18 protein-coding genes are annotated in these 22577 nt (G+C 72.4%); 12 read left to right on the plus strand and 6 right to left on the minus strand.

Features of this window, described 5'->3' with window-relative positions:
- The first annotated feature begins 20 nt into the window (after positions 1–20).
- The 7 genes from AB3M83_RS02365 to AB3M83_RS02395 are packed head-to-tail and all read left to right on the plus strand — an operon-like array spanning position 21 to position 9616.
- Entirely contained in the window at positions 21–992 is a 972-nt protein-coding gene (locus tag AB3M83_RS02365) for an AAA family ATPase (RefSeq protein ID WP_412944802.1), read from the plus strand.
- A complete protein-coding gene (locus AB3M83_RS02370; protein WP_412944803.1) occupies positions 992–2347 on the plus strand; it encodes a DUF58 domain-containing protein in 1356 nt (451 codons plus the stop codon). Before AB3M83_RS02365 ends, AB3M83_RS02370 begins: the two co-directional genes overlap by 1 nt.
- A complete protein-coding gene (locus AB3M83_RS02375; RefSeq protein ID WP_412944804.1) occupies positions 2344–4659 on the plus strand; it encodes a transglutaminaseTgpA domain-containing protein in 2316 nt (771 codons plus the stop codon). The genes AB3M83_RS02370 and AB3M83_RS02375 overlap by 4 nt, the downstream gene beginning before the upstream one ends.
- Before the next feature lie 7 nt (positions 4660–4666).
- Complete coding sequence (locus AB3M83_RS02380) at positions 4667–5740, plus strand: RDD family protein (protein ID WP_412944805.1); 1074 nt, start codon at positions 4667–4669, stop codon at positions 5738–5740.
- Positions 5737–6564: a PP2C family protein-serine/threonine phosphatase gene (locus tag AB3M83_RS02385; RefSeq protein ID WP_412944806.1), complete on the plus strand. Its 828-nt coding sequence runs from the start codon at positions 5737–5739 to the stop codon at positions 6562–6564. Before AB3M83_RS02380 ends, AB3M83_RS02385 begins: the two co-directional genes overlap by 4 nt.
- Positions 6564–7976: an FHA domain-containing protein gene (locus AB3M83_RS02390; RefSeq protein WP_412944807.1), complete on the plus strand. Its 1413-nt coding sequence runs from the start codon at positions 6564–6566 to the stop codon at positions 7974–7976. The genes AB3M83_RS02385 and AB3M83_RS02390 overlap by 1 nt, the downstream gene beginning before the upstream one ends.
- The gene (locus AB3M83_RS02395) at positions 7973–9616 is read left to right on the plus strand and encodes a serine/threonine-protein kinase (RefSeq protein ID WP_412944808.1); all 1644 of its coding nucleotides are present in this window, start codon (positions 7973–7975) and stop codon (positions 9614–9616) included. The genes AB3M83_RS02390 and AB3M83_RS02395 overlap by 4 nt, the downstream gene beginning before the upstream one ends.
- Before the next feature lie 28 nt (positions 9617–9644).
- Here the strand turns inward: AB3M83_RS02395 and AB3M83_RS02400 are convergent, their stop codons facing one another.
- On the minus strand, positions 9645–10079 hold the full coding sequence (locus AB3M83_RS02400; RefSeq protein WP_412944809.1) for a recombinase family protein: 435 nt from the start codon (positions 10077–10079) through the stop codon (positions 9645–9647).
- Positions 10080–10254: 175 nt separating this feature from the next.
- Here AB3M83_RS02400 and ypfJ point away from each other — a divergent pair, with 175 nt between their 5' ends.
- From ypfJ to AB3M83_RS02415, 3 genes are all read left to right on the plus strand, one after another.
- Entirely contained in the window at positions 10255–11121 is an 867-nt protein-coding gene (ypfJ, locus tag AB3M83_RS02405) for a KPN_02809 family neutral zinc metallopeptidase (protein WP_412945960.1), read from the plus strand.
- Positions 11118–12092: a prolyl aminopeptidase gene (gene pip, locus AB3M83_RS02410; RefSeq protein WP_412944810.1), complete on the plus strand. Its 975-nt coding sequence runs from the start codon at positions 11118–11120 to the stop codon at positions 12090–12092. The genes ypfJ and pip overlap by 4 nt, the downstream gene beginning before the upstream one ends.
- 228 nt (positions 12093–12320) lie before the next feature.
- Positions 12321–13880, plus strand: a complete 1560-nt coding sequence (locus AB3M83_RS02415; protein WP_412944811.1) for a DEAD/DEAH box helicase — start codon at positions 12321–12323, stop codon at positions 13878–13880.
- A 463-nt stretch (positions 13881–14343) separates the two neighbouring features.
- Here AB3M83_RS02415 and AB3M83_RS02420 read toward each other — a convergent pair whose 3' ends face one another.
- From AB3M83_RS02420 to AB3M83_RS02440, 5 genes are all read right to left on the minus strand, one after another.
- Entirely contained in the window at positions 14344–16047 is a 1704-nt protein-coding gene (locus AB3M83_RS02420; protein WP_412944812.1) for an aldehyde dehydrogenase family protein, read from the minus strand.
- 19 nt (positions 16048–16066) lie between these two features.
- Positions 16067–16327, minus strand: a complete 261-nt coding sequence (locus AB3M83_RS02425) for a glutaredoxin family protein (protein ID WP_412944813.1) — start codon at positions 16325–16327, stop codon at positions 16067–16069.
- Complete coding sequence (locus tag AB3M83_RS02430) at positions 16324–17460, minus strand: glycosyltransferase (protein ID WP_412944814.1); 1137 nt, start codon at positions 17458–17460, stop codon at positions 16324–16326. The genes AB3M83_RS02425 and AB3M83_RS02430 overlap by 4 nt, the downstream gene beginning before the upstream one ends.
- Positions 17461–17587: 127 nt before the next feature.
- Positions 17588–18259, minus strand: a complete 672-nt coding sequence (locus AB3M83_RS02435; RefSeq protein WP_412944815.1) for a PRC-barrel domain-containing protein — start codon at positions 18257–18259, stop codon at positions 17588–17590.
- A gap of 43 nt (positions 18260–18302) precedes the next feature.
- Complete coding sequence (locus tag AB3M83_RS02440) at positions 18303–18959, minus strand: hypothetical protein (RefSeq protein ID WP_412944816.1); 657 nt, start codon at positions 18957–18959, stop codon at positions 18303–18305.
- A gap of 263 nt (positions 18960–19222) precedes the next feature.
- Here AB3M83_RS02440 and AB3M83_RS02445 point away from each other — a divergent pair, with 263 nt between their 5' ends.
- Together AB3M83_RS02445 and AB3M83_RS02450 are read left to right on the plus strand one after the other, a co-directional pair.
- Positions 19223–21904: a glycosyl hydrolase 53 family protein gene (locus tag AB3M83_RS02445; protein WP_412944817.1), complete on the plus strand. Its 2682-nt coding sequence runs from the start codon at positions 19223–19225 to the stop codon at positions 21902–21904.
- 117 nt (positions 21905–22021) lie between these two features.
- Positions 22022–22576 carry an HdeD family acid-resistance protein gene (locus AB3M83_RS02450; protein WP_412944818.1) on the plus strand — a complete coding sequence of 185 codons (555 nt, stop codon included), beginning with the start codon at positions 22022–22024 and terminating at the stop codon, positions 22574–22576.
- Position 22577 lies beyond the last annotated feature (1 nt).

Consider the following 22577-nt stretch of genomic DNA (forward strand, 5'->3'; position numbering starts at 1 on the left):
CGAGAGCAAGGACTGAACGAATGAGCATGACCCCCGAACAGGCGGCCTGGTTCCGCGACACGTTCACCCGCCTGGTCGACAACGTCGACCTGGCTGTGATGGGCAAGCGCGAGGTCGTCGGCCTCGTCCTGGCCGCCATGCTGGCCGAGGGGCACGTCCTCCTCGAGGACGCTCCCGGCACCGGCAAGACGAGCCTCGCGAAGGCGCTCGCCGCCAGTGTGCAGGGCTCGTCGACCCGCATCCAGTTCACGCCGGACCTGCTGCCCTCGGACGTCACCGGCGTCACGATCTACGACCAGAAGAACCACACGTTCGAGTTCCACCGGGGTCCCGTGTTCGCGTCGATCGTCCTCGCGGACGAGATCAACCGCGCCTCGCCGAAGACCCAGTCGGCGCTGCTGGAGGTCATGGAGGAGTCCCGGGTCACCGTCGACGGCACCCCGCACGAGGTCGGCCGTCCCTTCCTCGTGATCGCGACCCAGAACCCCATCGAGCAGGCCGGCACCTACAAGCTGCCCGAGGCGCAGCTGGACCGCTTCATGATCAAGACGTCCATCGGCTACCCGTCGCTGGCCGTCGCCGAGCGCATCCTCGCGGGCACGGTGGAGCGGAACCCCTCGTCGCGTCTCAGCCCCGTCATCACCACGCGCGCCGTGGCCGACATGGCCGACCTCGCGGCATCCGTCCACGTCGACCCCGCCGTCGCCCGCTACGCGGCGCAGCTCGTCGAGGCGACCCGCGAGTCGTCGTCGACGAAGCTCGGCGTCTCGGTGCGCGGCGCGATCTCGATGATGCGCATGGCGCGCGTGGTCGCGGCCTCGCAGGGCCGGCACTACGTGATCCCCGACGACGTGAAGGCGCTCGCAGCGCCGGTGTGGACGCACCGTCTGGTCCTCGACCCCGAGGCGGAGTTCGCCGGGACCACCGCGGAATCCGTCATCGAACGCGCCCTCGCAGATGTCGAGGCACCGCTCGCGCGGGCCAGCGCCTGATGACCCTGTCGCCGGAGACGGCCCCCGAGGTGCGGAACGCACCCGGGCCCTCCGGCCTGCCCGAATATCCGGATGCGCCGCCACCCGAGACCGCACCGGTCAGCGCCCCGCAGCTCGCTCCGCGCGAGGCCACCCGAGCGGAGCGCCTCCGCGAGACCGCCGCTGCCTGGGCGCGGATCGCGGGTGCGAAGACGGCCGTCGTCGCCCGAGTCGTCCGACCGATCGGGTGGATCGTCGTCGGGCTCGCCGTCGCGCTGTGGATCACGACCCTCACGCTCGGGTGGGAGGAGGCCCTCGTCGCCGCCGTCGTCGCGACGGTGATCGCGCTCCTGTGCGTCGCGTTCCTGTTCGGTCGCACCGCCTACCAGGTCGAGCTCGACCTCACCCGGACGCGCGTCGTCGTGGGCGAGCGGGCCGTCGGCGCGCTCACACTCGCGAATCGCACGTCGCGGCCGCTGCTGCCCGCCGAAGTGGTCCTGCCGGTCGGCTCGGGCCGCGGCGTCTTCTCGGTGCCGCGGCTGTCCGCCGGCGAGGTCCACGAAGAGCTCTTCGCCATCCCCACCACGGCGCGCGGCGTCCTGGCGGTCGGCCCGGTCAGCGTGCTCCGCGGCGACCCGCTCGGGCTCTTCGAGCGCACGAACGACCGCCGCCAGGCGGTGGACCTCTTCGTCCACCCGAAGACCTCTCTTCTCGAAGGGCTCTCGCTCGGGCAGATGCGTGATCTCGAGGGCCTGCCGGATCAGCATCTCGCCCGCGACGACGTCTCCTTCCACGCGCTGCGGGAGTATCAGCCCGGTGACGACCTCCGTCACGTGCACTGGAAGTCGACGGCGCGGGTCGGCGATCTGATGGTCCGCGAGTACGAGCAGACACGCCGGTCGCACTTCGTGGTCGCCCTGTCGACCCACCCCGGCGAGTACCGCGACCCCGAGGAGTTCGAGACGGCCATCTCCGTCGCCGGCTCCATCGGCCTGCGTGCGCTGCGCGACTCGCGGACGCTCGATGTCCGGACCTCCGCCGGCAAGATCCGCGCCGAGTCGGGTCGGCGCTTCCTCGATTCCCTGTCGGCGCTCGAGCCGAGCCGGCCCCGTGAGGGCGGCATCGTGGCGCTCGCCGGCGTGCTGGCGACGCATGCGCCGGATGCCGCGGTCGCGGTCCTCATCTGCGGCTCGCTGGTGGACGCCGGCGAGCTCCGCCTCGCGTGCTCGCGTGTTCCGTACGGCGTCCGCGCGCTCGCGATCATCGCGGACAGCCGCGTCGACAGCCCCGTGCTGCGCCGCGTCGGCGACGCCGACGTGGTCGCCCTGGGCGCCCTCGATCAGCTCCCGAGCGCGATCCGGAAGGTGCTGTCGTGAGTCGCGTGACCGGGGTGAAGCTGCCCGGGCTGAACCTCGCCGGCATCGACGTGCGACGCCTGATCACCGATGTGGCGGCCGTCGTGCTGCTCCTGGCGGTCGGCATCATCGGCTTCGCGACCACCTTCGAGACCGGCCAGTATCTCGTCGCCTCGATCGGCGCCGTCGTCCTCGGGCTGGCCCTGGCCTTCGTCGGGCAGCGCCGGCGCTGGGGCGTCCTGACCCTCAGCGGCGCGACCGTCGCCGTGTACTTCCTCCTCGGCGGTGCCCTCGCGCTGCCGCACACCGCGTTCTTCGGCGTGATCCCGACCCTGGAGACCTGGCGACAGCTCGCCGTCGGCGTCATCACGGCGTGGAAGGATCTGCTCACCACCGTGCCGCCGGTCGCGGCGAGCGACGGGCACCTGATCGTCCCGTTCCTCATGACCCTCGTCGCGACGGTGCTCGCCGCCTCGCTCGCGCTGCGCGCCCGGCACGCCGTGTGGGCACTCCTGCCCCTCGCGCTGTACGTCGCCCTCGGCATCCTGCTCGGCACGGCGGAGCCCGCGGCGCCGATCGCGCAGGGTCTGCTGTTCGCCCTCGTCGCCGTGGTGTGGCTCGGGCTCCGCGCCCTGTGGAGCCCGGAGCGGGCCGCGGTCGTCGCCGCGGAGCCCGGCGAAGGCGCCTCGAACGCCGCGCGGACACGTCGGCTCGTCTCGGGCGGGCTGGTCCTCGTCCTCGCCGCCGGTGCCGGCGCGGCGGCCGCGGCTTCCGCCGCACCGCCCGTGCAGCGTTACATCCTCCGCGACTTCGTGATCCCGCCGTTCGACATCCACGACTACGCCAGTCCGCTGCAGTCCTGGCGCATGTTCGTCCGCGACCACGAGACCGATCCGCTCTTCACCGTCTCGGGTCTGCCCGAGGACGGTCGCGTCCGGCTCGCGACGATGGACGCCTATGACGGGATCGTCTTCAACGTCGCCGACGACGGTGCCGGGTCGTCGAGCGCCTTCACCGCCGTCCGGTCCAACATGTCGCCGGCCGCGGAGGGCGACGAGACGACAGTGCGCGTCGAGGTCGCCGAGCTCGACGGCGTGTGGATGCCGTCGGTCGGGTCCGCCACCGAGTTCGCCTTCGACGGCTCCCGCGCGAGCGACCTGCGTCGCGGCGCCCACTTCAACGACGCCACCGGCACGGCGGTGACGACGGCCGAGCTCCGTCCGGGCGACGCCTACACGATCGACACCGTCATCCCGGCGATCCCCGAGGACGAGGCTCTCGCCGACGTCCCGTTCGCGCCGCTGAAGATGCCCAAGCAGAGCGGCATCCCGCAGTCGCTCAGCGAGCTGGCCTCGGACGCCACCGAGGACGCCGAGACACCCATCGAGCGGGCCCGGGCGCTGGAGGCCTGGCTGCAGAGCGACGGGTACTTCAGCCACGGCCTCGCGGACGACGTCTACTCGCCGTCCGGGCACGGCTCGGCCCGCATCACGCAGCTCGTCAGCGGCGAGCAGATGGTCGGCGACGACGAGCAGTACGCCGTCGCGATGGCGCTGATGGCGACGCAGCTCGGCATGCCCGCCCGCGTCGTCATGGGCTGGTATCCCGACGAGGAGGAGCGCAGCGCGAACGGCGTCTTCACCGCGACCGGCGACAACCTGCACGCCTGGGTGGAGATCGCCTTCACGAGCCACGGGTGGATCCCGTTCGACCCGACCCCCGACGAGGACAACGAGCCGAGCGAGCAGAACACCAAGCCCCGCGCCAACCCGAAGCCGCAGGTGCTGCAGCCGCCGCCTCCCGCACAGGAGCCGGCGGAGGCGCCCCCGGCCCCCGCGGAGGACCGCGGGCAGGACGACGAGGAGGAGCCCGCGGAGAACTGGCTCGGGCCGATCCTGCTCTACACGGGCATCGGACTCGGCACCCTCGCGCTGCTGCTCTCGCCGTTCCTCATCATCGGCGCCCTCAAGGCTGCCCGTCGCACCCGTCGCCGGAGCGCGGAGCGCACCGCCGATCGGATCTCGGGCGGCTGGGACGAGCTCGTCGACCGTGCCGTCGACTACCGCGTTCCGGTCGCTGCCGGAGCGACGCGCGTGGAGAGCGCCGAGATGCTCGGTGAGGCGCTCGACGAGGCGCGCGTCACGACCCTCGCGACTCGTGCGGACGCCGAGGTGTACGGGCCCGGCGATCCCTCGCCCGAGGACGTCGAGGCCTTCTGGCGGGAGGTCGACGAGATCGTCACCGGGCTCGCCGGGGGCCGCGGCTTCTGGGCGCGGCTGCGCGCACGGCTGAGCCTGCGATCGCTTCGCCGGTCGCGTTCGGGGCGGAGGTGACGCGCTGATGGGTCGTTCCGCTGCCGCGCTCAGCCACCGCGTCTCCGCGGTGGCGATCGACCTCGCCATCTCGGTGGCGGTCACGGCGGTCGCCTCGAGCCTCGTCGTGACGCTCTCGGTCCTGACGGACGGCGCCGTGCCCCTGGCCGCGCTGGCGCCGACCGCCGCCGGTGTCGCACTCGGCTGGTTCGTCGTGCAGACCGCGATGCAGGGACGGAGCGGCTCCCTCGGGATGCGCGTCATGGGCCTGCGCCTCGCGCACGCCGACGACGACGATGATCTCGGGTTCGCTCGCGCCCTCGGCCGCAACGTCCTCTGGGTCCTCACCGCATCGGCCGTCGTCGGCCTGTTCTCGCCCCTCTTCGACCCGTCCTCGTGGCGCCGCGGCTGGCATGACCTGGCCTCCGGCGCCGTGATGACGGATGCCGTGCCGGTACGGCCCGCGGCGACGGCACCGGCGCGGATCGAGCCGGCGCTGCGCCGGTCCGTCGCGCCGGCGCCCATCGGAGGCGCGACCCGCGTCCCGCCGCAGCCGGCCGTGATCGCCCTGGCATCCGCTCCACCGCGGGGGCCCGTTCCGGTGCGCGCCGAGAAGGTTGCGGCGCCCGCCGCAGCCGCACCCGCACCCGCGTCGTGGGCGCCGGCGTCGCGGGCGGCCGGAGCCGTGCCGCGCACCCTGCCGGTGGACGTCATCTCGACCGTGCCGGGAGTCCCCACGCGCAACGGCATCCGTCCCAAGGCGCACCCCTCCAGTGCGCCGACGCTGGCGATGCTGGTCTGGGACGACGGCACGCGCCACACCGTGTACGAGGCGACACTGTTCGGGCGCAGTCCCGTGGCCGAGCCGGGTCTGCAGGCCGTGCCGGTCCGCGACGAGACCCTGTCGATCTCCAAGACGCATTTCGAGATCGGCGCGGACGAGCGAGGCGCCTGGGTGCTCGACCGGCACTCGCTGAACGGCGTCGTCGTCGTGCGCTCCGGTCAGCCGCAGCGGATCGTCCCCGGGGAGCGTGCGCGACTGTGGTCCGGCGACGTCCTCGAGGTCGGCGATCGTCGCGTGACCGTGGAGGGTGCCCGGTGACGGCGCGGGTGATCGACGTGCGCATCGGCGCGGCGACCCATCCAGGGCTGCGTCGGCGGGTGAACGAGGACTCCCATCTGGCCCGGTACCCCCTCTTCCTCGTCGCCGACGGCATGGGCGGTCACGATGCCGGCGCGGCCGCGAGTCAGGCGGTGATGGCGGAGTTCGGGCTGCTGGCGGGTTCCGCGACCGTGGGGATCGACGCGATGCGCGACGCCCTCGCCCGGGCGCGGGTCGCGGTCGAGCGCATCGGCCACCAGGGTCGTGCCGCCGGCACCACGCTGAGCGGCGTCGCGGTCACCGAGGTCGGCGGATCCGGATACTGGCTGACGATCAATGTGGGCGACTCGCGGACCTACCGCTACGCGGACGGCCTGCTCGAGCAGATCAGCGTCGACCACTCCGTCGTGCAGGAGCTCATCGACGCGGGCGTCCTCGACGGCGAATCGGCCGGCCGCGACAGTCGGCGCAACGAGATCACCCGCGCGATCGGCGCGGGCAGCGGCGGCGAGGCGGACTTCTGGCTCGTCCCGGCGGAGCCTGGCGACCGCATCCTGATCTGCTCCGACGGACTCTCGGGAGAGGTGTCGGCGGAGCGGATCGCCGAGGTGCTCGGCGACGTCCCGCGCGCGGAGGATGCCGCCACCCGACTGGTCCACGAGGCGATGCTGCACGGCGGCCGGGACAACATCACGGCGGTCGTGGTCGACGCCCTGAGCGTGGCAGGGCACGATGATGATGCGTACGAGACGGCTCCCGCGGGCGCCGTCTCGGAGGCAGACGGAGACACACGACCGCGTTCTGCGGCGAAAGGGGGCGCGTGATGCGCGGAGTGCGATATCAGCCGGATGGAGCCGCGGGGGCGTGGCGTGCCGCGGTGACCGGCACGGCGCTCGCGGTCCTTCCACCCGAAGTCACCCCGCACGCGGTCGAGGCGGTCTGGCGCCGGCTGGACGGCGGCGGCATCGGCGCCATCCTGGAATCCCTCACGGGGGCGTTCGGCACGTCGCTGACGGCGATCCCTCCCTTCGGGCTGGCCGTCGCCGAGGGTGACGGCGTGCGCGTCGCCGCTCGCGGACCGGTCGAGCTCATCATCGAGACCCCCTCTGGCCCGGAGGCCGTCTCGGGCGCGGGTGTGTCCACCTGGACGGAGCGCTTCATCGCCGGCGCGACCCGGGTGAGCGTCGATCTCGGCGCGGACGGCGCCGCGGATCCGCTCCCCATCGACTCGGGCGTCGTTCCGATCGCGAGTCTCGTCCTCACCCTCGACGCAAGCGACGCGTCCGCCGACGCCCGCTCGGCCGAGGTCCCTCGGACCGCGCCCGACGTCCCGGTCGCCGCTGCCGTGCCGGCATCCCTCGCGGATGCCGCGGACCCGACGCCGCGCGTGGTCGAGCCCCCGGTGGTTCCCGAGCCCGTGCTCGCGGCCGTGCCGGTGCCCGAGCCCGTGCCTGTGCTTGAGCCGGAACCGCTCGCGGCGCCGGAAGCGGACCCGGAACCGCCGGCAGCGCCGGAGGCGGACCCGGAACCGCTCGCAGCGCCCGAAGCGGACCCGGAACCCGAACCTCTCGCAGCGCCGGAGGCGAACCCGGAATCCGAGCCTCTCGCGGCGCCGGAACCTCCGCCCGCGCCGGTCAGCGCCGACACGGTCGCGGGATTCGACGACCCCGTCCTCGGCGAGACGATCGCCAGTCCCCGCAAGCCGGCGACGTCACCCGCGCCCGCCCTCCTCGAGGTGCCGGCGTTCCCGCCGTTCGTCGCACCGGCCCCACCTCTCCCCGGCCAGCTGGGCGACCACGACGGCGCGACGATCTCGGTCGCCGAGGCGCGTGCGCTCCGGGGTGAGGCGCCGGTGTCGTACGAATCGATCGACAACGTGCCCGGCCGAAGCCCGTCGCAGGGACGCATCCGCCTCGCCGACGGCCGGACGTTCGAGCTCGAGCGGACCGTCATCATCGGTCGGCGCCCGCGCTCGACCCGGCCCGCGGAGGCGGAGCTGCCCACCCTCATCGCCGTGGACGGACCGCAGCACGACATCTCGCGCAACCACGTCGAGATCCGGGCCGAGGGCGAGCACGTGCTCGCGATCGACCTCGCCAGCACCAACGGCACCGTCCTCCTGCGCGGCGGGCACGACCCCGTGCGCCTGCACCCGAACGAGCCGACCATGGTGGTGAACGCCGACGTCCTGGACCTCGGCGACGGCGTGACGCTGACCTTCGAGGATCTTCCGTGAGTTCGAAGCGCGCTCCCGCGCCCCCGCCGCAGCTGGCGGGCTTCAGCTATCAGCAGGTCCTCGGCTCCGGCGGATTCGCCGACGTCTACCTGTACGAGCAGGCGCTGCCGCGTCGCCGCGTCGCCGTCAAGGTGCTGCTCGCCGAGAAGATGACGGGCGGTGCGCGCGAGCAGTTCCAGGCCGAGGCGAACGTCATGGCGATGCTCTCGACCCACCCTGCGATCGTCACGATCTACCAGGCGGGAGTGTCCGACGACGGTCGGTCCTATCTCGTCATGGAGTACTGCTCCAAGCCGAACCTGCAGGTGCGCGCGCGGAGCTCTCCGATCTCGGTCGCCGAGGCGCTGCGCGTCGGCATCCAGGTCGCGGCGGCGGTCGAGACGGCTCACCGCGCCGGCATCCTGCACCGCGACATCAAACCGGCGAACATCCTCGTCACGGAGTACAACCGCCCCGCGCTCACCGACTTCGGCATCGCGACGACGGCCGACGGCGCCGACCCGGCGGCGGGGATGTCGATTCCGTGGTCGCCGCCGGAATCCTTCGCCGACAATCCCGAGTTCACCGTCCGATCCGACGTGTGGGCGCTCGGCGCCACCGTCTACAACCTGCTCTCCGGTCGCTCGCCCTTCGAGGTGCCGGGCGGGCGGAACGGCGGCGCCGAGCTCATCCGGCGCATCGAGGGCGAGCCGTTGCCGCGGCTGGAGCGCCCCGATGCGCCGGCATCGCTGCAGCTCGTGCTCGAGCGCGCGATGGCCAAGCGCGCCGGTGACCGCTTCGAATCCGCGGTCGCCTTCGCCCGCGCTCTGCAGAAGGTGCAGATCGAGCTCGCGCACTCCGTGACGCCGATCGACATCCTCGACGACTCGCCGCCGGCGGAGGAGGAGGAGGACGACGGCGAGCTGACCCGCGTGCGCGGGATCGTCTCGATCGATCCGCACACCGCCCCCGCGGCCGGCCCCACCTGGGAGCGGAGCGCGTACGCCGCGCAGGTGCAGCCGGAGACGACGGGGGCGGATGCCACGATGCTCCGCGCGCCCACGTCCATTCCGCCGGCGCACACGGCCACGACCGCCGTCGACGACGGCACGATCGTCCGCGGGCCGCGGAGCGTCCCGCCGCAGGGGACGATCCCGGGCGCGACGGCATCCGCCGCTCCCGCGGCGACCGCGCCGGGCATGCCTCCGGGGGCGCCGTCCGCCCCGGCGGCGACGTCGCGTCGCGGCCTGTGGGTCGGGCTCGGCATCGCGGCCGCCGCGATCGTGATCGTCGGGATCGTCGCGACCGCCAGCCTGCTCGCGCCGCCCCCCGACGAGACCTCGCCCGCGCCGTCGACCTCCGCGGCACCGCCCCAGCCGCAGGATCCGGTCGCGGGATTCGTGCCGGCGCCCGAGGACGGGTCAGGCCGTATCGACGGCGATCAGGTCGTGTTCCGCTGGAACAATCCCGACCCGCAGGACGGGGACAGCTTCATCTGGCAGCGGGTGCGGCTCGACGGCGGTGGCGGCGATGCCCGGAACGTGCCCGACCCGACCGTGACGGTGTCGCTGGACGGCGACACCCAGGTCTGCATCGACGTCGCACTGCGTCGTGCCGACGGCACGGTCAGCCAGGAAAGCCGCATCTGCGTGGCCGAGTGACGCGGCATCCGTCGGGCCGCGGCTGACCTCAGCCGCGGTCGAGGACCTTCACGATCACCGACCGGCGCCGCAGTTCGGCGACCGTGCGGGTCTCCTCGTCGACGTCGCGGCCGAGCGCCTTCACGTCGGTCACGACGAGGACGTCGCCCGCGCCGAGGCGGCCGAACAGCCGGGTGAGACGGTCCTCCCAGGTCTCGCCGGTCTCGGGCGCCGGGTGCCGGAAGCCCTCGATCGGGACGCCGAAGCGCGCCAGCGCCTCGCGCTGGGTGAAGATGCTCGGCATGTCGGGCCGTGAGACGACCAGGCCGACGAGCCGTGCGCCGGTCGGCAGGGCCAGCCACCATTCCGGGTTCGGCTGGATCTGGGCGAAGCCGGGACCGACATCGCCGGGCTCGGCGGGGAGCGCGATCGTGTGCGACTCGGCGTAATCGCCGGGGGCGTGCTCGCCGGTTGCTGCGTCCACTCTGTCTCCTTCGGCCGTCCGTCCATTCTTGCCGACGACACCGTTCCGCGCCTACGCCGGATGGGTGGAGGCGCGGCATCCGGCATCCGGCACCCGGCACCCGGCACGCGAGCACGACAGGCGCAGCGGGCGCAAGCACCTGCAGCCGGACCGCGCGCGGGAGTACCGTCGCGGCATGACCTTCAATCCCGATGCCGACGTCACCGGCAGAAGCGCGAAGCGGCGGGGCGGCCGCGGCCCCGTGATCGCCGGCGGCGCCGGCGTGCTCGGCATCGCCGTCGTCGTGATCAGCCTCCTCACCGGGCAGGACTTCAGTGCGCTGCTGGGCGGCGGCGGTCAGCAGGGGGCGGCCGAGCCGGGGACGGCCATCGAGGGCTGCGCGACCGGCGAGGACGCGAACACCGACGACGCCTGCCGCCTGGACGCCGGCGAAGAGGTCATCAACTCCTTCTGGGAGGCGACGCTCGAGGGGTATCGCGCGCCCGAGCTCGTGATCGTCGAGCAGCAGACGTCCACCGCCTGCGGCACCGCGTCCAACGCGACCGGACCGTTCTACTGTCCGCCCGAGGAGACGGTCTACGTCGATCCCACGTTCTGGACGATCATCCGCGAGCAGCTCGGCGCGGAAGCCGGCGACCTCGCCCAGCTGTACGTCCTCGCGCACGAGTACGGGCATCACGTGCAGCAGCTGCGCGGCACCTTCGAGGAGCATCCGCGCGAGGGCACCGGGGAGGACAGCAACGCCGTCCGCACCGAACTGCAGGCCGACTGCTTCGCGGGAGCCTGGGTGGCCGATGCCGCCGAGCAGGAGGACCGGAACGGCGTCCCCTACCTCCAGGAGCCCACCCAGCAGCAGATCGACGACGCGCTCGCCGCGGCTGCGGCGGTCGGCGACGACCACATCCAGTCCCAGTCCGGCAGGGTCAACCCCGAGAGCTGGACGCACGGGTCGAGCGAGCAGCGGCAGCGCTGGTTCATGAACGGCTACCGGGGCGGCGTGAACGACTGCGACACCTTCGCGGCATCCGGCGGCGAGCTGTGAGGCCGCAGGCGTCGCTCGACGGCATCCTGTATCCCGGGATCGAACCCTACGAGACCGGTGAGCTCCTCGTCGACGGGCAGCGCGTCTCTTGGGAGCAGTCCGGCAATCCCGACGGCAAGCCGGTGATCTTCCTTCACGGAGGTCCCGGCGCCGGGACCTCGCCGTGGCACCGCCGCTTCTTCGACCCGGAGCGGTACCGCATCGTCCTCATGGATCAGCGCGGCTGCGGCCGCAGCACCCCGCACGTGAGCGAACCGGATGCCGACCTCGCGTCGAACACGACGTGGCATCTCGTCGCCGACATCGAACTGCTCCGGACGACGCTGGGCATCGACACCTGGCAGGTCTTCGGCGGCTCGTGGGGGAGTGCCCTCGCGCTCGCCTATGCGCAGACCCATCCCGCCGCGGTGTCCGAGCTCGTCCTCCGCGGGATCTTCACCCTGCGCGACGCCGAGCTCGAGTGGTTCTACGAGGGCGGCGCCGCGGCCGTCTTCCCCGACCAGTGGGAGGGGTTCGTGGCCCCGATCCCCGAGGGGCAGCGGTCGCACATGATCGCCGCGTACTCCCGGCTGCTCGCCGACCCCGACCCGGCGGTGCACGTCCCGGCCGCCGTCGCCTGGACGACGTGGGAGGCATCCACCCTGACGCTGCACCCGGATCCGATCCTCGTCGCGTCGATGGCGGAGGATGCGAGGGCCACCGCATTCGCGCGGATCGAGAACCACTACTTCGTCAACAGGGGGTGGTTCACCCCGGGTCAGCTCATCGATGGAACGGATGCCATCCGCCACATCCCCGCGGTGATCGTGCAGGGCCGCTACGACATGTGCACCCCGATGATGACCGCCTGGGACCTGCACCGGGCCTGGCCGGAGGCCGAGTTCGTCGTCGTCGACGACGCCGGGCACTCCGCGAGCGAGCCCGGGATCGCGGCGGCGCTCCGCGCGGCGACGGACCGGTTCGCGGGCTGACCGGGAGCGGCATCCGCCACCGCCGAACGACGTCATCGGCTCACGGTCAGCCGCGACTGCTAGGGTGGAGGAGTTGCGGCGCCTTCCCTGGTGCCCCTCGCGTCGTAGAACGCATCTACCGCTGCCGATCGATCGATCGTCGCCGGCGACTCCTTCTCACGGCGAACCCGTCTGCGCATCCGCACTCGGGACACCGATCCGGGCGACCACGCCCGAGTTAGTTCTTCCATGACTGAACCCACGTTCGGCGCGCTCGGCGTGCCCGCTCCCCTCGTCACCGCCCTGGCGGCCGACGGCAAGACCACCGCGTTCCCGATCCAGATCGACACGCTGCCCGACACGCTCGCCGGTCGCGACGTGCTCGGCCGCGGCCGCACCGGCTCGGGCAAGACGCTCGCATTCTCCATCCCGATGGCCGCGCGACTCGGCCAGGGCCTCGCCGGCGGCACCCGCCGCCGCGGTCGGATCCTCGGACTGGTGCTCGCTCCGACCCGCGAGCTCGCCACGCAGATCGATCGCACGCTGGCACCTCTCGCCGCCGCCTACGGCATGAAGACCACCACCATCTTCGGCGGCGTGAACCAGAACCGTCAGGTCGAGGCGCTCCGCGCCGGCGCCGACATCGTCGTGGCGTGCCCCGGCCGCCTCGAGGACCTCATGAAGCAGAAGCTCGTGAGCCTGGATGCCGTCGAGATCACCGTCATCGACGAGGCCGACCACATGGCCGACCTCGGCTTCCTGCCGGGCGTCACCCGCATCCTCAACGCCACCCCGCAGGACGGGCAGCGGATGCTCTTCAGCGCCACGCTCGACAACGGCGTGGACAAGCTGGTCGGCCGCTTCCTGCAGAACGAGGTCCTGCACTCGGTCGACGAGGCGCACTCGCCCGTGGCCGCGATGACCCACCACGTGTTCCACGTCGGCGGGACCGACGCCAAGAAGGAGCTCGTCCGCACGCTCGCCTCGGGCATGGGACGTCGCATCCTCTTCCTCCGCACCAAGCACGCCGCGAAGAAGCTGGCCCGCCAGCTCACCGCCGAAGGCATCCCCTCGGTCGACCTGCACGGCAACCTGTCGCAGCCGCAGCGCGACCGCAACCTCGCCGCATTCGCCTCGGGCGAGGCGCGCGTGCTCGTCGCCACCGACGTCGCTGCCCGCGGGGTGCACGTGGACAACGTCGAGCTCGTCGTCCACGTCGACCCGCCCATGGAGCACAAGGCGTACCTGCACCGCTCGGGCCGTACCGCCCGCGCCGGCGCCGAGGGCGCCGTCGTCACCATCGTGCTGCCCGAGCAGCGCCGGGACGTCGACGGTCTGCTCCGCAAGGCCGCCATCAGTGTCACGCCCGAGAGCGTGACGGCGACGTCGCCCGCCGTGCTCGAGCTCGTCGGTCCGATCGCCCCGCACGTCACGCCGCAGCCCGTGCAGCAGCAGCAGCAGCAGCGCGGCGGCGGTCAGAGCCAGGGCGCGAACGCGCAGCGCAAGCGCGCCGCCCGTGACGGCCGCTCGGGTCAGGGCGGCCAGGCGCGCGGCGAAGGCCGCGGCCAGGGCCGTGGCGCCGGTGCCGGTCGCACCGCGAGTGCGGGTCGGGCGGGCCAGGGCCAGGCGCCCGCGGCTCGTTCGCACGGAGCCTCGCACGGCCAGGGCGCCGCGGCCGGTCACACCGGTGCCAAGGCAGCCGCTCCCGCCGGGGGCGCACGCCGCACCGGTCGCCGCGCATCGTCCGGCGGCCTGACCGTCGGCTCGGTCGTCCGCCCGAACGGGGGCGCCCGCCGCAGCGGTCGCTGAGCTCATCCTGCGAAGCGCGCGGCGCCCGGGTTCCTCCCGGCGCCGCGCGCTTTCGCGTGTCCGGCGTCCGCGCCGGCCCCACCTGCCCCAGCACCCGCTCTGGCACCCGCGACTGTCCCACCTGCCCCGGCACCGGCGACGGAGATTCCGGCCCGCGCGCCCCGGGTAACCGGTCCCACCCGCGGCGACAGACAGAATCTCCGACACGAGTGCCGCCTCCGTCTCGCCCAGGCCGCGCGCCTCTGCCCGCGTGTGTCCCACGCTTGGCGGCGCCCGCTCGTCGCCTCGCGCCCAGGATCGCGTGCCGGCGTCCGCCCCTGTCCCACCTGCCTCGGCACCCGCGACGGAGATTCCGGCCTGCGTGCGCCGGGTAACCGGTTGCACCCGCGGCGACGGACAGGATCTCCGGCACGAGTGCCGCCGGCTCGCGGCCGGGATCGCGGCGGCGGAGCCGCCGCGGCGGTCAGGCGCCGAAGGCGCGGACCAGGGTGACGGCGAGCCGGCCCCAGTGGCCGTCGATCCGGAACCGGGCGAAGCCTTCCGAGACGGCGGCGCCGGTCCGCGAGGTGACGAACCACGGCGGCTTCGGGAGGAGCGAGAACCGGCTGCGCCCGAGCGACCGCGGGAACGGGCGGAACGGACCCCGCACGACGGTGCGCTCGACGTCGTCCAGCAACAGCGCGTTGTGGACGACGCCGATGCCGCTGGGCGCGTCGTCGACGGTGCCGCCCGGGAAGGCTCCCCAGGTCGCCGTCGGCGTCAGGAACCCGAAGGCGGTCCAGGCGTTGATCGCGACGGTGCCGTACTCGAGTCGCGCGATCGCCTCCTCGAAGCCGCGCCCCAGTGAGCGCTGCGTGCGCGGATCGACGAGGACGTGCGCGCCGAGGGTCCCGGTGAGCCGCTCGTTGGCGTGGGCCACGGCCGCGTCCACGAAAGTCTGACCCGTGCCGGCCAGCTCGATGATCCCGAGCACGGGCGCGAAGTACTCCGTCGTCTCGATCTCGCCGGTCCCGCGGACGATCGCGCGGGTGTCGCCGGCCGACCACACGGCATCCGGGTACGCCTCGCGCACGCCGTGCAGCCGCTTCTCGCTGTCCGGATACCAGACCGCGCGCTGCGGGGTCCTCGCGAAGGCCGCGTGCAACTCGCGCTCGAACTCGACACGCTGATCCCAGTCGCCGCTGACCAGCACCACCTGACCGGCGATGCAGTTGTGGCCACTGTTGTGCAGCCGCATGGTCGCGATGTGCTCGGCCTGGAAGCGCAGGTCCGCACGCGACCAGCGTCCGGGCGCGACGATGATGGGGGAGACCCCGCCGAGCTCCGCAGTGATCGGGACGTCGAGACCACCGCCCACGATGGCGCGGAAGGTCGCCTCGGAGCCCGTGATGTGCACATGATCGATCGCTGTATGCCGCGTCAAGTATGCGCCGATGCCGCCCCCACCGCGCACGATGCGGACGTACCCGGGCCCGGTCAGCGGGGCAAGCGCCTTGGCGAGCACCGGCAGCAGCGCATCCTGCGTCGGGTTGAGTTTCAGGAGGGCGACGCGGTTGAACGCGAGCAGCTCATAGAGGACGTCGAGGAACGGGATCGCGGTCACGTTCCCGGCGCCGAGGACGAGTCCGACACCTCCGGAGGACGACGGATGCCGGGCGGCGAGCCCCGCGGCATCCGTTGCGTGCGCCGGGGTCACGCCCGGTCGCAGCCACACCTCGGTCGTGTATCCGGACAGCAGCAGGTTGTCGGTCGCGTCCCGTGGCGAGGTGGGGACGACGGCGCGGCCGCCGGGAGCTGTGCCGAATCGGATGCCGGCCAGCGGACTCTCCCCGCGTGCGAGTCGGTCGAGGGTCGCGGCGTAGGCGTCGAGCGCGACGATCGCGGCGTAGGGGCCCGCGAGCCACTCCTCGCCGCGCAGCGGATGCCCCGCCGGCAGCCCTTTGCTGTCCGCGGCGATGCGCACCCAGTCCGCCGCGACGACGCCGACGGCCGCGCGGACCTTCAGCAGGAGCGCGCGGCGCGCGGGCAGGGTCCGCCGGGCCCAGCCGCTGGCTCCGGCGCGGAGACGCTCGAGTTCGGCGTCGAGGGTCGCACGGGTTCCGTCGTCCAGCCGGGTCCCCGCCTTTTCCGGGCTCGGCGCGGCGTCGGTCGGTGACGGCGTTGTCATCGGCGCGGCGCGGCGGGCGTCAGATGAGCGACAGCTCGCGCAGCTTGGTCGCCACGTCGTCGTTGCTGGGCTCGACGTGGTGCGTGGCGTCGGGGTAGACGACGACCGGGATGTTCGTCCGGCCCGAGATCTCCCGGGCGATGTCGGCGGCGTCGGGCTCGGCCTCGAGATCCACGTACCGGTAGGCGACCCCGAGCTCGTCGAGCTGCGACTTCGTGCGGCGGCAGTCACGGCACCAATCGGCGCCGAACATCGTGATCTGGTCGGTCTTCTCCGTCATGGTTCCAGGGTACGCCCGGGAGCGACGGCGGCGGCCGTCGAGGCGACGGCGGCGGCACGTCGCGTGCGCTTGGGGGCATAGACGATCAGGGCGTGGAACATGAACCGCACGACGAAGGCGGCGATCAGGGTCAGCGCGGCCGCGAGGACCGCGGGGACGTGCGCGCCCTCCACCAGGACCGAGAGCACCGGGATCCGGATGATGGCCTCGAGGCCGTTGAAGGTCGTCGACTTGAGGAAGCGGCTGCGCATGCGCCCCGACTCGGAGCGCATGTCCGCGAAGACGAGGTACTCGAGCAGGAAGAAGTTCGTGACGATCGTGACGGCGCTCGCGATGACCGCGGCCGGCACGTAGTCCAGGCCGAGCCGGATCAGGCCCCACATGATCACGAGGTTGGCGATCGCGCCGAATCCGCCGACGAGCGCGAACGCCGACATGCGGCCGAACCGCAGCATCGCCAGCTGGGTCAGGAAGCGCACGCCCTGGGTGAAGGTCGCCTTCGACCTGCCGGCGTAGCGCTGCGCGAAGTCGAACGGCACCTCGTCGACGCGCAGCTGGCGACGCGCGAGCACCTCCAGCAGGATCTTGAAGCCGCGGGGGCGCAGCGCCTCGACGTCGACGGCGTCGGTGTCGAGGAGGAAGAACCCGGTCATGGGGTCGGTGCAGCCCGCGAGCTTGCGGGGGAACATCGCCTTGGTGAGGGACGTCGAGACGCGGGACACGGCCGTGCGCGTCGCATCCGCGAGACCTCCCGACGTTCCGCCCGAGGCATACCGCGACGCGATGACGATGTCGACGTCGCCCCGCTCGGCACGCTCGATCATCCGGGGGATGTCCTCGGGCGGATGCTGCAGGTCGCCGTCCATGACGAGGCACCATCGCGAGGTGGCCGCGCGGAAGCCCTCCACGACGGCGCCCCCGAGGCCGGCCGTCGCGACGTCGCGATGGAGGACGCGGACCGGGAACGGGAAGCGAGAGGCCGCAGCCGCGATGATCGCGGCTGTGTCGTCGGTGGAGTCGTCGACGAAGACGACTTCGAACACGCGTCCGTCGAGTGCCGTGCCGATGCGGCGCAGAAGCTCATCGACGTTCGGACCTTCGTTGAAGGTGGGAACGATGATCGACAGATCCATGGGAGCTCGCGATGCTCGGCGGGCACGGGACGTCTCAGCCTACCGGCGGCGATGCCGTGGTGGCTGAGCGGGTCCACAGCGGCATCCGGGAATCCCCTCCGGAGGACGGATGCCGCCGGCGACCGTCTCAGGAGCGGTCCGGCGACCTCCCCTCGGTGCCCGCACCGGCATTGGCGTCCTGCTCGACCACGATCTCCTCGCGCTCCACGGGGATCGTGACGGTCTGGTACTCCGTGACGACGTGCTTGCGCAGGCGGATGCCGCCGCCACCGGCGTCGTCGCTGTCGCCTTCGTCGCGGCTCCTGCCGTTCGGCGGACGGGCGGGATCCTCGTCGCGTGTGCGGTCCGGGCTGTCGTCCTCGCCCGCACGATCGCGGTCATCGTGCCGAACGTCGGACCCTGTCCGGGCGTCGTCTTCCGTCCCCGCCGAGGTGCCCGTCCCGGCCGCAGCTCCCGCCCCCTCACCGGAATCCCCGTCCGCACCGGAGTCGGTGCGGTGGTAGTACGAGTAGAGGTGGTCCTGCTGGGCTTCCGAGACGTCGCCCTCGCCGTCGATGCGCGGCGCGTCCTTCACCACGTCCTTGTGATACCGCACCCGCAGATCGCCGTCGACGACGTCGGCGCCGTCGAGGGGCACGAACGACTCCGACGACCCGAACAGGCCCGTTTTCACCGTCGTCCAGTTGGGGCGCCCGGTCTTCGGGTCGACGTACACCTGTCCCACCGTGCCGATCTTCTCGCCGTCGGGGTCCCGCACAGCGGACCCCGCAAGCCCGGCGATGTCGCGTTCTTCGATCATGTCGTCTCCTTCGATGATGACCTTCGGTGTGGGGGGAGCGGGCTCAGCGGCCCAGGCCCACCCGGTCGATGCGGCGGTGGTACCGCATGCCGGCGAGTCCTCCGAGAACCGCACCGACGAGGGTGAGGATCGCGGCCCCGATCGCGGTGAGAATGCCGGTGGTCGACGCCGCCTCGGGGGTCACCGGGATCTGCGGGAACCCGCCCAGGTTGCCGAGGATGTCCCACTGGCTGCCGGCGATCGCGGTGACGATGGCGACGACGACCGCGATGAGGATGGCCCACAGCCAGACCGCCACGCCCTGCTTGGCGCCGCTGAACCGCGCCATCCGCCCGGCGACGTAGCCGCCCGCGAAGTAGCCGATGAGCAGGACCAGCGCGATCACGATGATGCCGACGATGCCGGCGGCGCCGGGGTCGTCAGCCGCCGCATCGGCGGCCTCGTCCACCGTCGTGCCGGTGCCGGCGCCGACCGCGGCGCCGATCGCCCCGACCAGGGCGCTCAGGAGCACGACGGTGCCCATGGCGGTGAGCCAGCCGAAGAATGCGGCGCCGAACTTGAACCCGCCGAACTTCTCCCGCTCCCGGTCGAGAACATCGGCCTGCAGCGTCCGGCGGTGGTCGACCGGGACGGCGGCGCCGCCCGATGTCGAGTCGTAGGCGGGAGCGCCGGGCTCCCGCTCCTGCGGAGTGTCCGTCATGGCGCTCACCCTCCTCGTCTCGGCGGCGGCTGTCGGCGGGCTTGCCCGCGACCGTCCCGGCGCGTATCCTCGCCGGCCACCCCCCGGAGAAGGAGGTCGCCCGGAGGCGCGGGGCAAGGTCACGGTTGGGTCACGGCATCCGTCCCCATCTTCTGCGCGGTCTCGCGCAGTCCTAGCCTGTTACCGGTCTCAGTGGGACCGGTAACAGGTTGCCGCAGACCGGCTCGAACGCACTCACCCCTCAACGACGACGGGAAGCCACCATGACGACACGGCACTTCTTCCGAGCGATCGCGGTCTCGGCCGCAGCGGCATTGGCGCTGGGAACAAGCGCCCACGCCGCCTCGGCGCGAGAGGCGGGGCCGGTCGACGCCGGCATCTTCGTCCAGAAGGTCGAGGGACTTCCGACCGACTTCGCGCGCGGCGTCGACGTCTCGTCGTACCTGTCGCTGATCGACTCGGGAGTCGTGTTCCGTGATGAGCGCGGCCGCAAGGCGAACCTCTTCGAGGTGCTCGCCGATGCCGGTGTGACCGACGTCCGGCTCCGGGTGTGGAACGACCCCTACAACTCCGAGACGGGCGACGGCTACGGCGGGGGGACCGTCGACGCGGAGCGTGCGGCGGACATGGGACGGCTCGCCACGAAGGCGGGTCTGGGCGTGCTCGTCGACTTCCACTACTCCGACTTCTGGGCCGATCCGGCCAAGCAGAAGGCGCCGAAGGCGTGGGCCGGGCTCGACATCGACGAGAAGGTGGCAGCGACGACCGAGTACACGACGGAATCCCTCACCCTCATGCGGGACGCGGGTGTCGACGTCGAGATGGTCCAGGTCGGCAACGAGACGACGAGCGGCGTGGCGGGTGAGACCAGCTGGGTGAACATGTCGCGCATCTTCCAGGCCGGGTCCACGGCCGTCCGCGACGTCTTCCCCGACGCGCTCGTCGCCGTGCACTATACGAACCCCGAGCAGGGGCGGTATCCCGACTTCGCCGGCTACCTGCAGGACAACGCAGTCGATTACGACGTCTTCGCGTCCTCGTACTACCCGTACTGGCACGGCACGCTCGAGAACCTGACGCGGGAGCTCAGCACCATCGCCACTCGATTCGGCAAGAAGGTCATGGTGGCCGAGACGTCCTGGGCGCACACGCTCGTCGACGCCGACGGGCATCCCAACGTCATCGACCTCCCCGAGGAGGCGACGCAGTACCCGGTGTCGGTGCAGGGACAGGCCCGCGCGCTGCGCGACGTCATCGCCGCCGTCAACGACGTCCCGGGAGGCGCCGGGATCGGCGTCTACTACTGGGAGCCGGCGTGGCTTCCGGTCGGCCCGCCCCGCGAACTTGCGGCGAACCGGATCCTCTGGGAGCGGGACGGCTCGGGCTGGGCGAGCTCGGCCGCCGGTGAGTACGACCCGGAGGACGCCGGGGAGTACTACGGCGGCTCGGCCTGGGACAACCAGGCGCTGTTCGCCGCCGACGGCCGGCCCCTCGAATCGCTGTCGACGTTCGAGTACGTCTACACCGGCGCGACCACGGAACGTGCGATCGAGTCGCACGATCCCGTGACCCTCACCGTGACGGACGCTGCGGACATCGCCCTCCCCGAGACCGTCACCCTCCGGTACAACGATCTGTCGTCCGCGCAGGTGGGGGTGGAGTGGTCGGATGCCGTCTCGTGGATCACGAGTCCGGGCGAGTACACCGTCACAGGCGTCGCCGCGGGAGGGTATCCGGTCTCCGCGGCGATCGTCGTCACAGCGAACCTCCTGGCCGACCCGGACTTCGAGGGCGCGTCGCCGACGCCGTGGACGGTGACCGGGAGCGGCGGCGCGATCGATTGGTCGGCGGATGCCACGAGCGGCGACCGCGCGTTCAGATTCTGGTCGGACGCCACCTACTCCACCACGGTCACGCAGACGGTCACGGGACTGGAACCGGGGGAGTACACGCTCTCGGCCGTCGCCCATGGCGGCGGCTTCACCGCCGGGACGGCGACGCTGCGCGCCGTCACCTCGGCCGGCACCTTCGAGACGCCGCTCCGGCTCACGGCGTGGGGTGAGCACAACCCGTCGCAGGTGACGGTCACGGTCGGCGCCTCCGGTGAGGCCGTCGTGTCCGGCTCGCTCGAGTCGGTGGGCGCCGGGACCTGGGGCGTGTTCGACGACTTCGCCCTCGTCGCGGCCGGCGGTGCGGGGGACGTCGACACCACGGCCCTCGCCGCCCTCGTGGACCGCGCGGCGGAGATCGACCGGTCCCGTTACACCGATGCCTCCCTCGCTGACCTCGACCGAGCGCTCGAGAAGGCGCGCGTCGTGCTGGCCGCGTCGCGACCGACCGAGGAGCAGGTGTCCGCAGCATCCGTCCTCGTCTCGGACGCGATCGACGCGCTCGCGCTGATCGATCCGCCCGACCCGGCGATCGAGGCCTCGACGCCGAAAGTCACCGGCTCGTTCGTCGTCGGCGAGAAGGTCAGGGTGAGGGTCGACTCCAGCCCGAGGTCGGCGAAGCGGTCGTACCAGTGGTTCGCCGACGGCGCCGCCATCCGCGGGGCGGACAGCGCGCGCTACACGATCGGAAAGGCGATCGGGGGAGCCCAGCTCTCAGTGCGGGTGACCCTCGCGAAACGCGGGTACCAGACGGTCACCGTGTCGTCCGAACCGGTGACCGTCCTCAAGACCTTCGCTGCCGTCTCGACCCCGCGGATCGAGGGGAAGGCGGTCGCCGGGGCGACGCTCTCGGCGTCGGTGAGGGTGAAGCCGGGCGCCGACGCCATCGCGTACCGGTGGAAGGTCGACGGCCGGGCGGTCGCCGGTGCGTCGGGTGCGGTGTACACCGTCAAGAATGCGGACGCCGGCAAGAGGGTGACCGTGACCGTCACCGTGAGCAAGCGCGGGTACGAGAGCGTCTCGACGACATCGGCGGCGGTGCGGATCCGGCGCTGACCCGGCGGGAGGCGTGGCCGTCTGCTCGGCAGGCGGCCGCGGGCTCACGTCTCCGGTCATTGTGAGGGCCGCCGCAGAGGAATACCCTGGCGCTGTTCCGGTGGGGAAGGGGTCGCCATGTCCCGCAATTCGACGACCGCAGCGGTGGTCACAGGGGTGCGGACGGCCTTCGCGGTCGGCGGCGCGCTCGCCGTCATCGTCGGGATCCTCATCCTGGTGTGGCCCGCGAAGACCGCGATGGTCGTCGCGTTCATCATCGCCGTCTATGCGCTCGTCGCCGGGCTGGTCTACCTCGCGACGGGGGTGCTCTCGTCATCCGCCGGCGGCTGGGCGAGGATCGGCCACATCGTGCTCGGTCTGCTCTTCGTCCTGGCGGGGATCATCGCCTTCGCGAACCTGAGCCTCGCCGCCGAGACGCTCGCCGTCTTCGTCGGCGCGCTGATCGGCATCATGTGGATCATCGAGGGAGTCGTCTCGTTGACCACGCTGGGCGCCGGCCGCGGTCGGGGGTGGACGCTCGCCTTCGCGATCCTCAGCATCGTGGCGGGCGTCTTCATCCTGTTCTCCCCGCTGTGGGGTGCGCTGGTGCTGTGGTGGATGCTGGGCGTCTCGCTGATCGTCCTGGGCATCCTGCAGCTCGCCCGGTCCTTCCGGCTGAGAGCGCGGCGCTGAT

This window comes from Microbacterium pasadenense (genome assembly GCF_047246565.1).
In the GTDB taxonomy this organism is placed as follows: Bacteria; Actinomycetota; Actinomycetes; order Actinomycetales; family Microbacteriaceae; genus Microbacterium.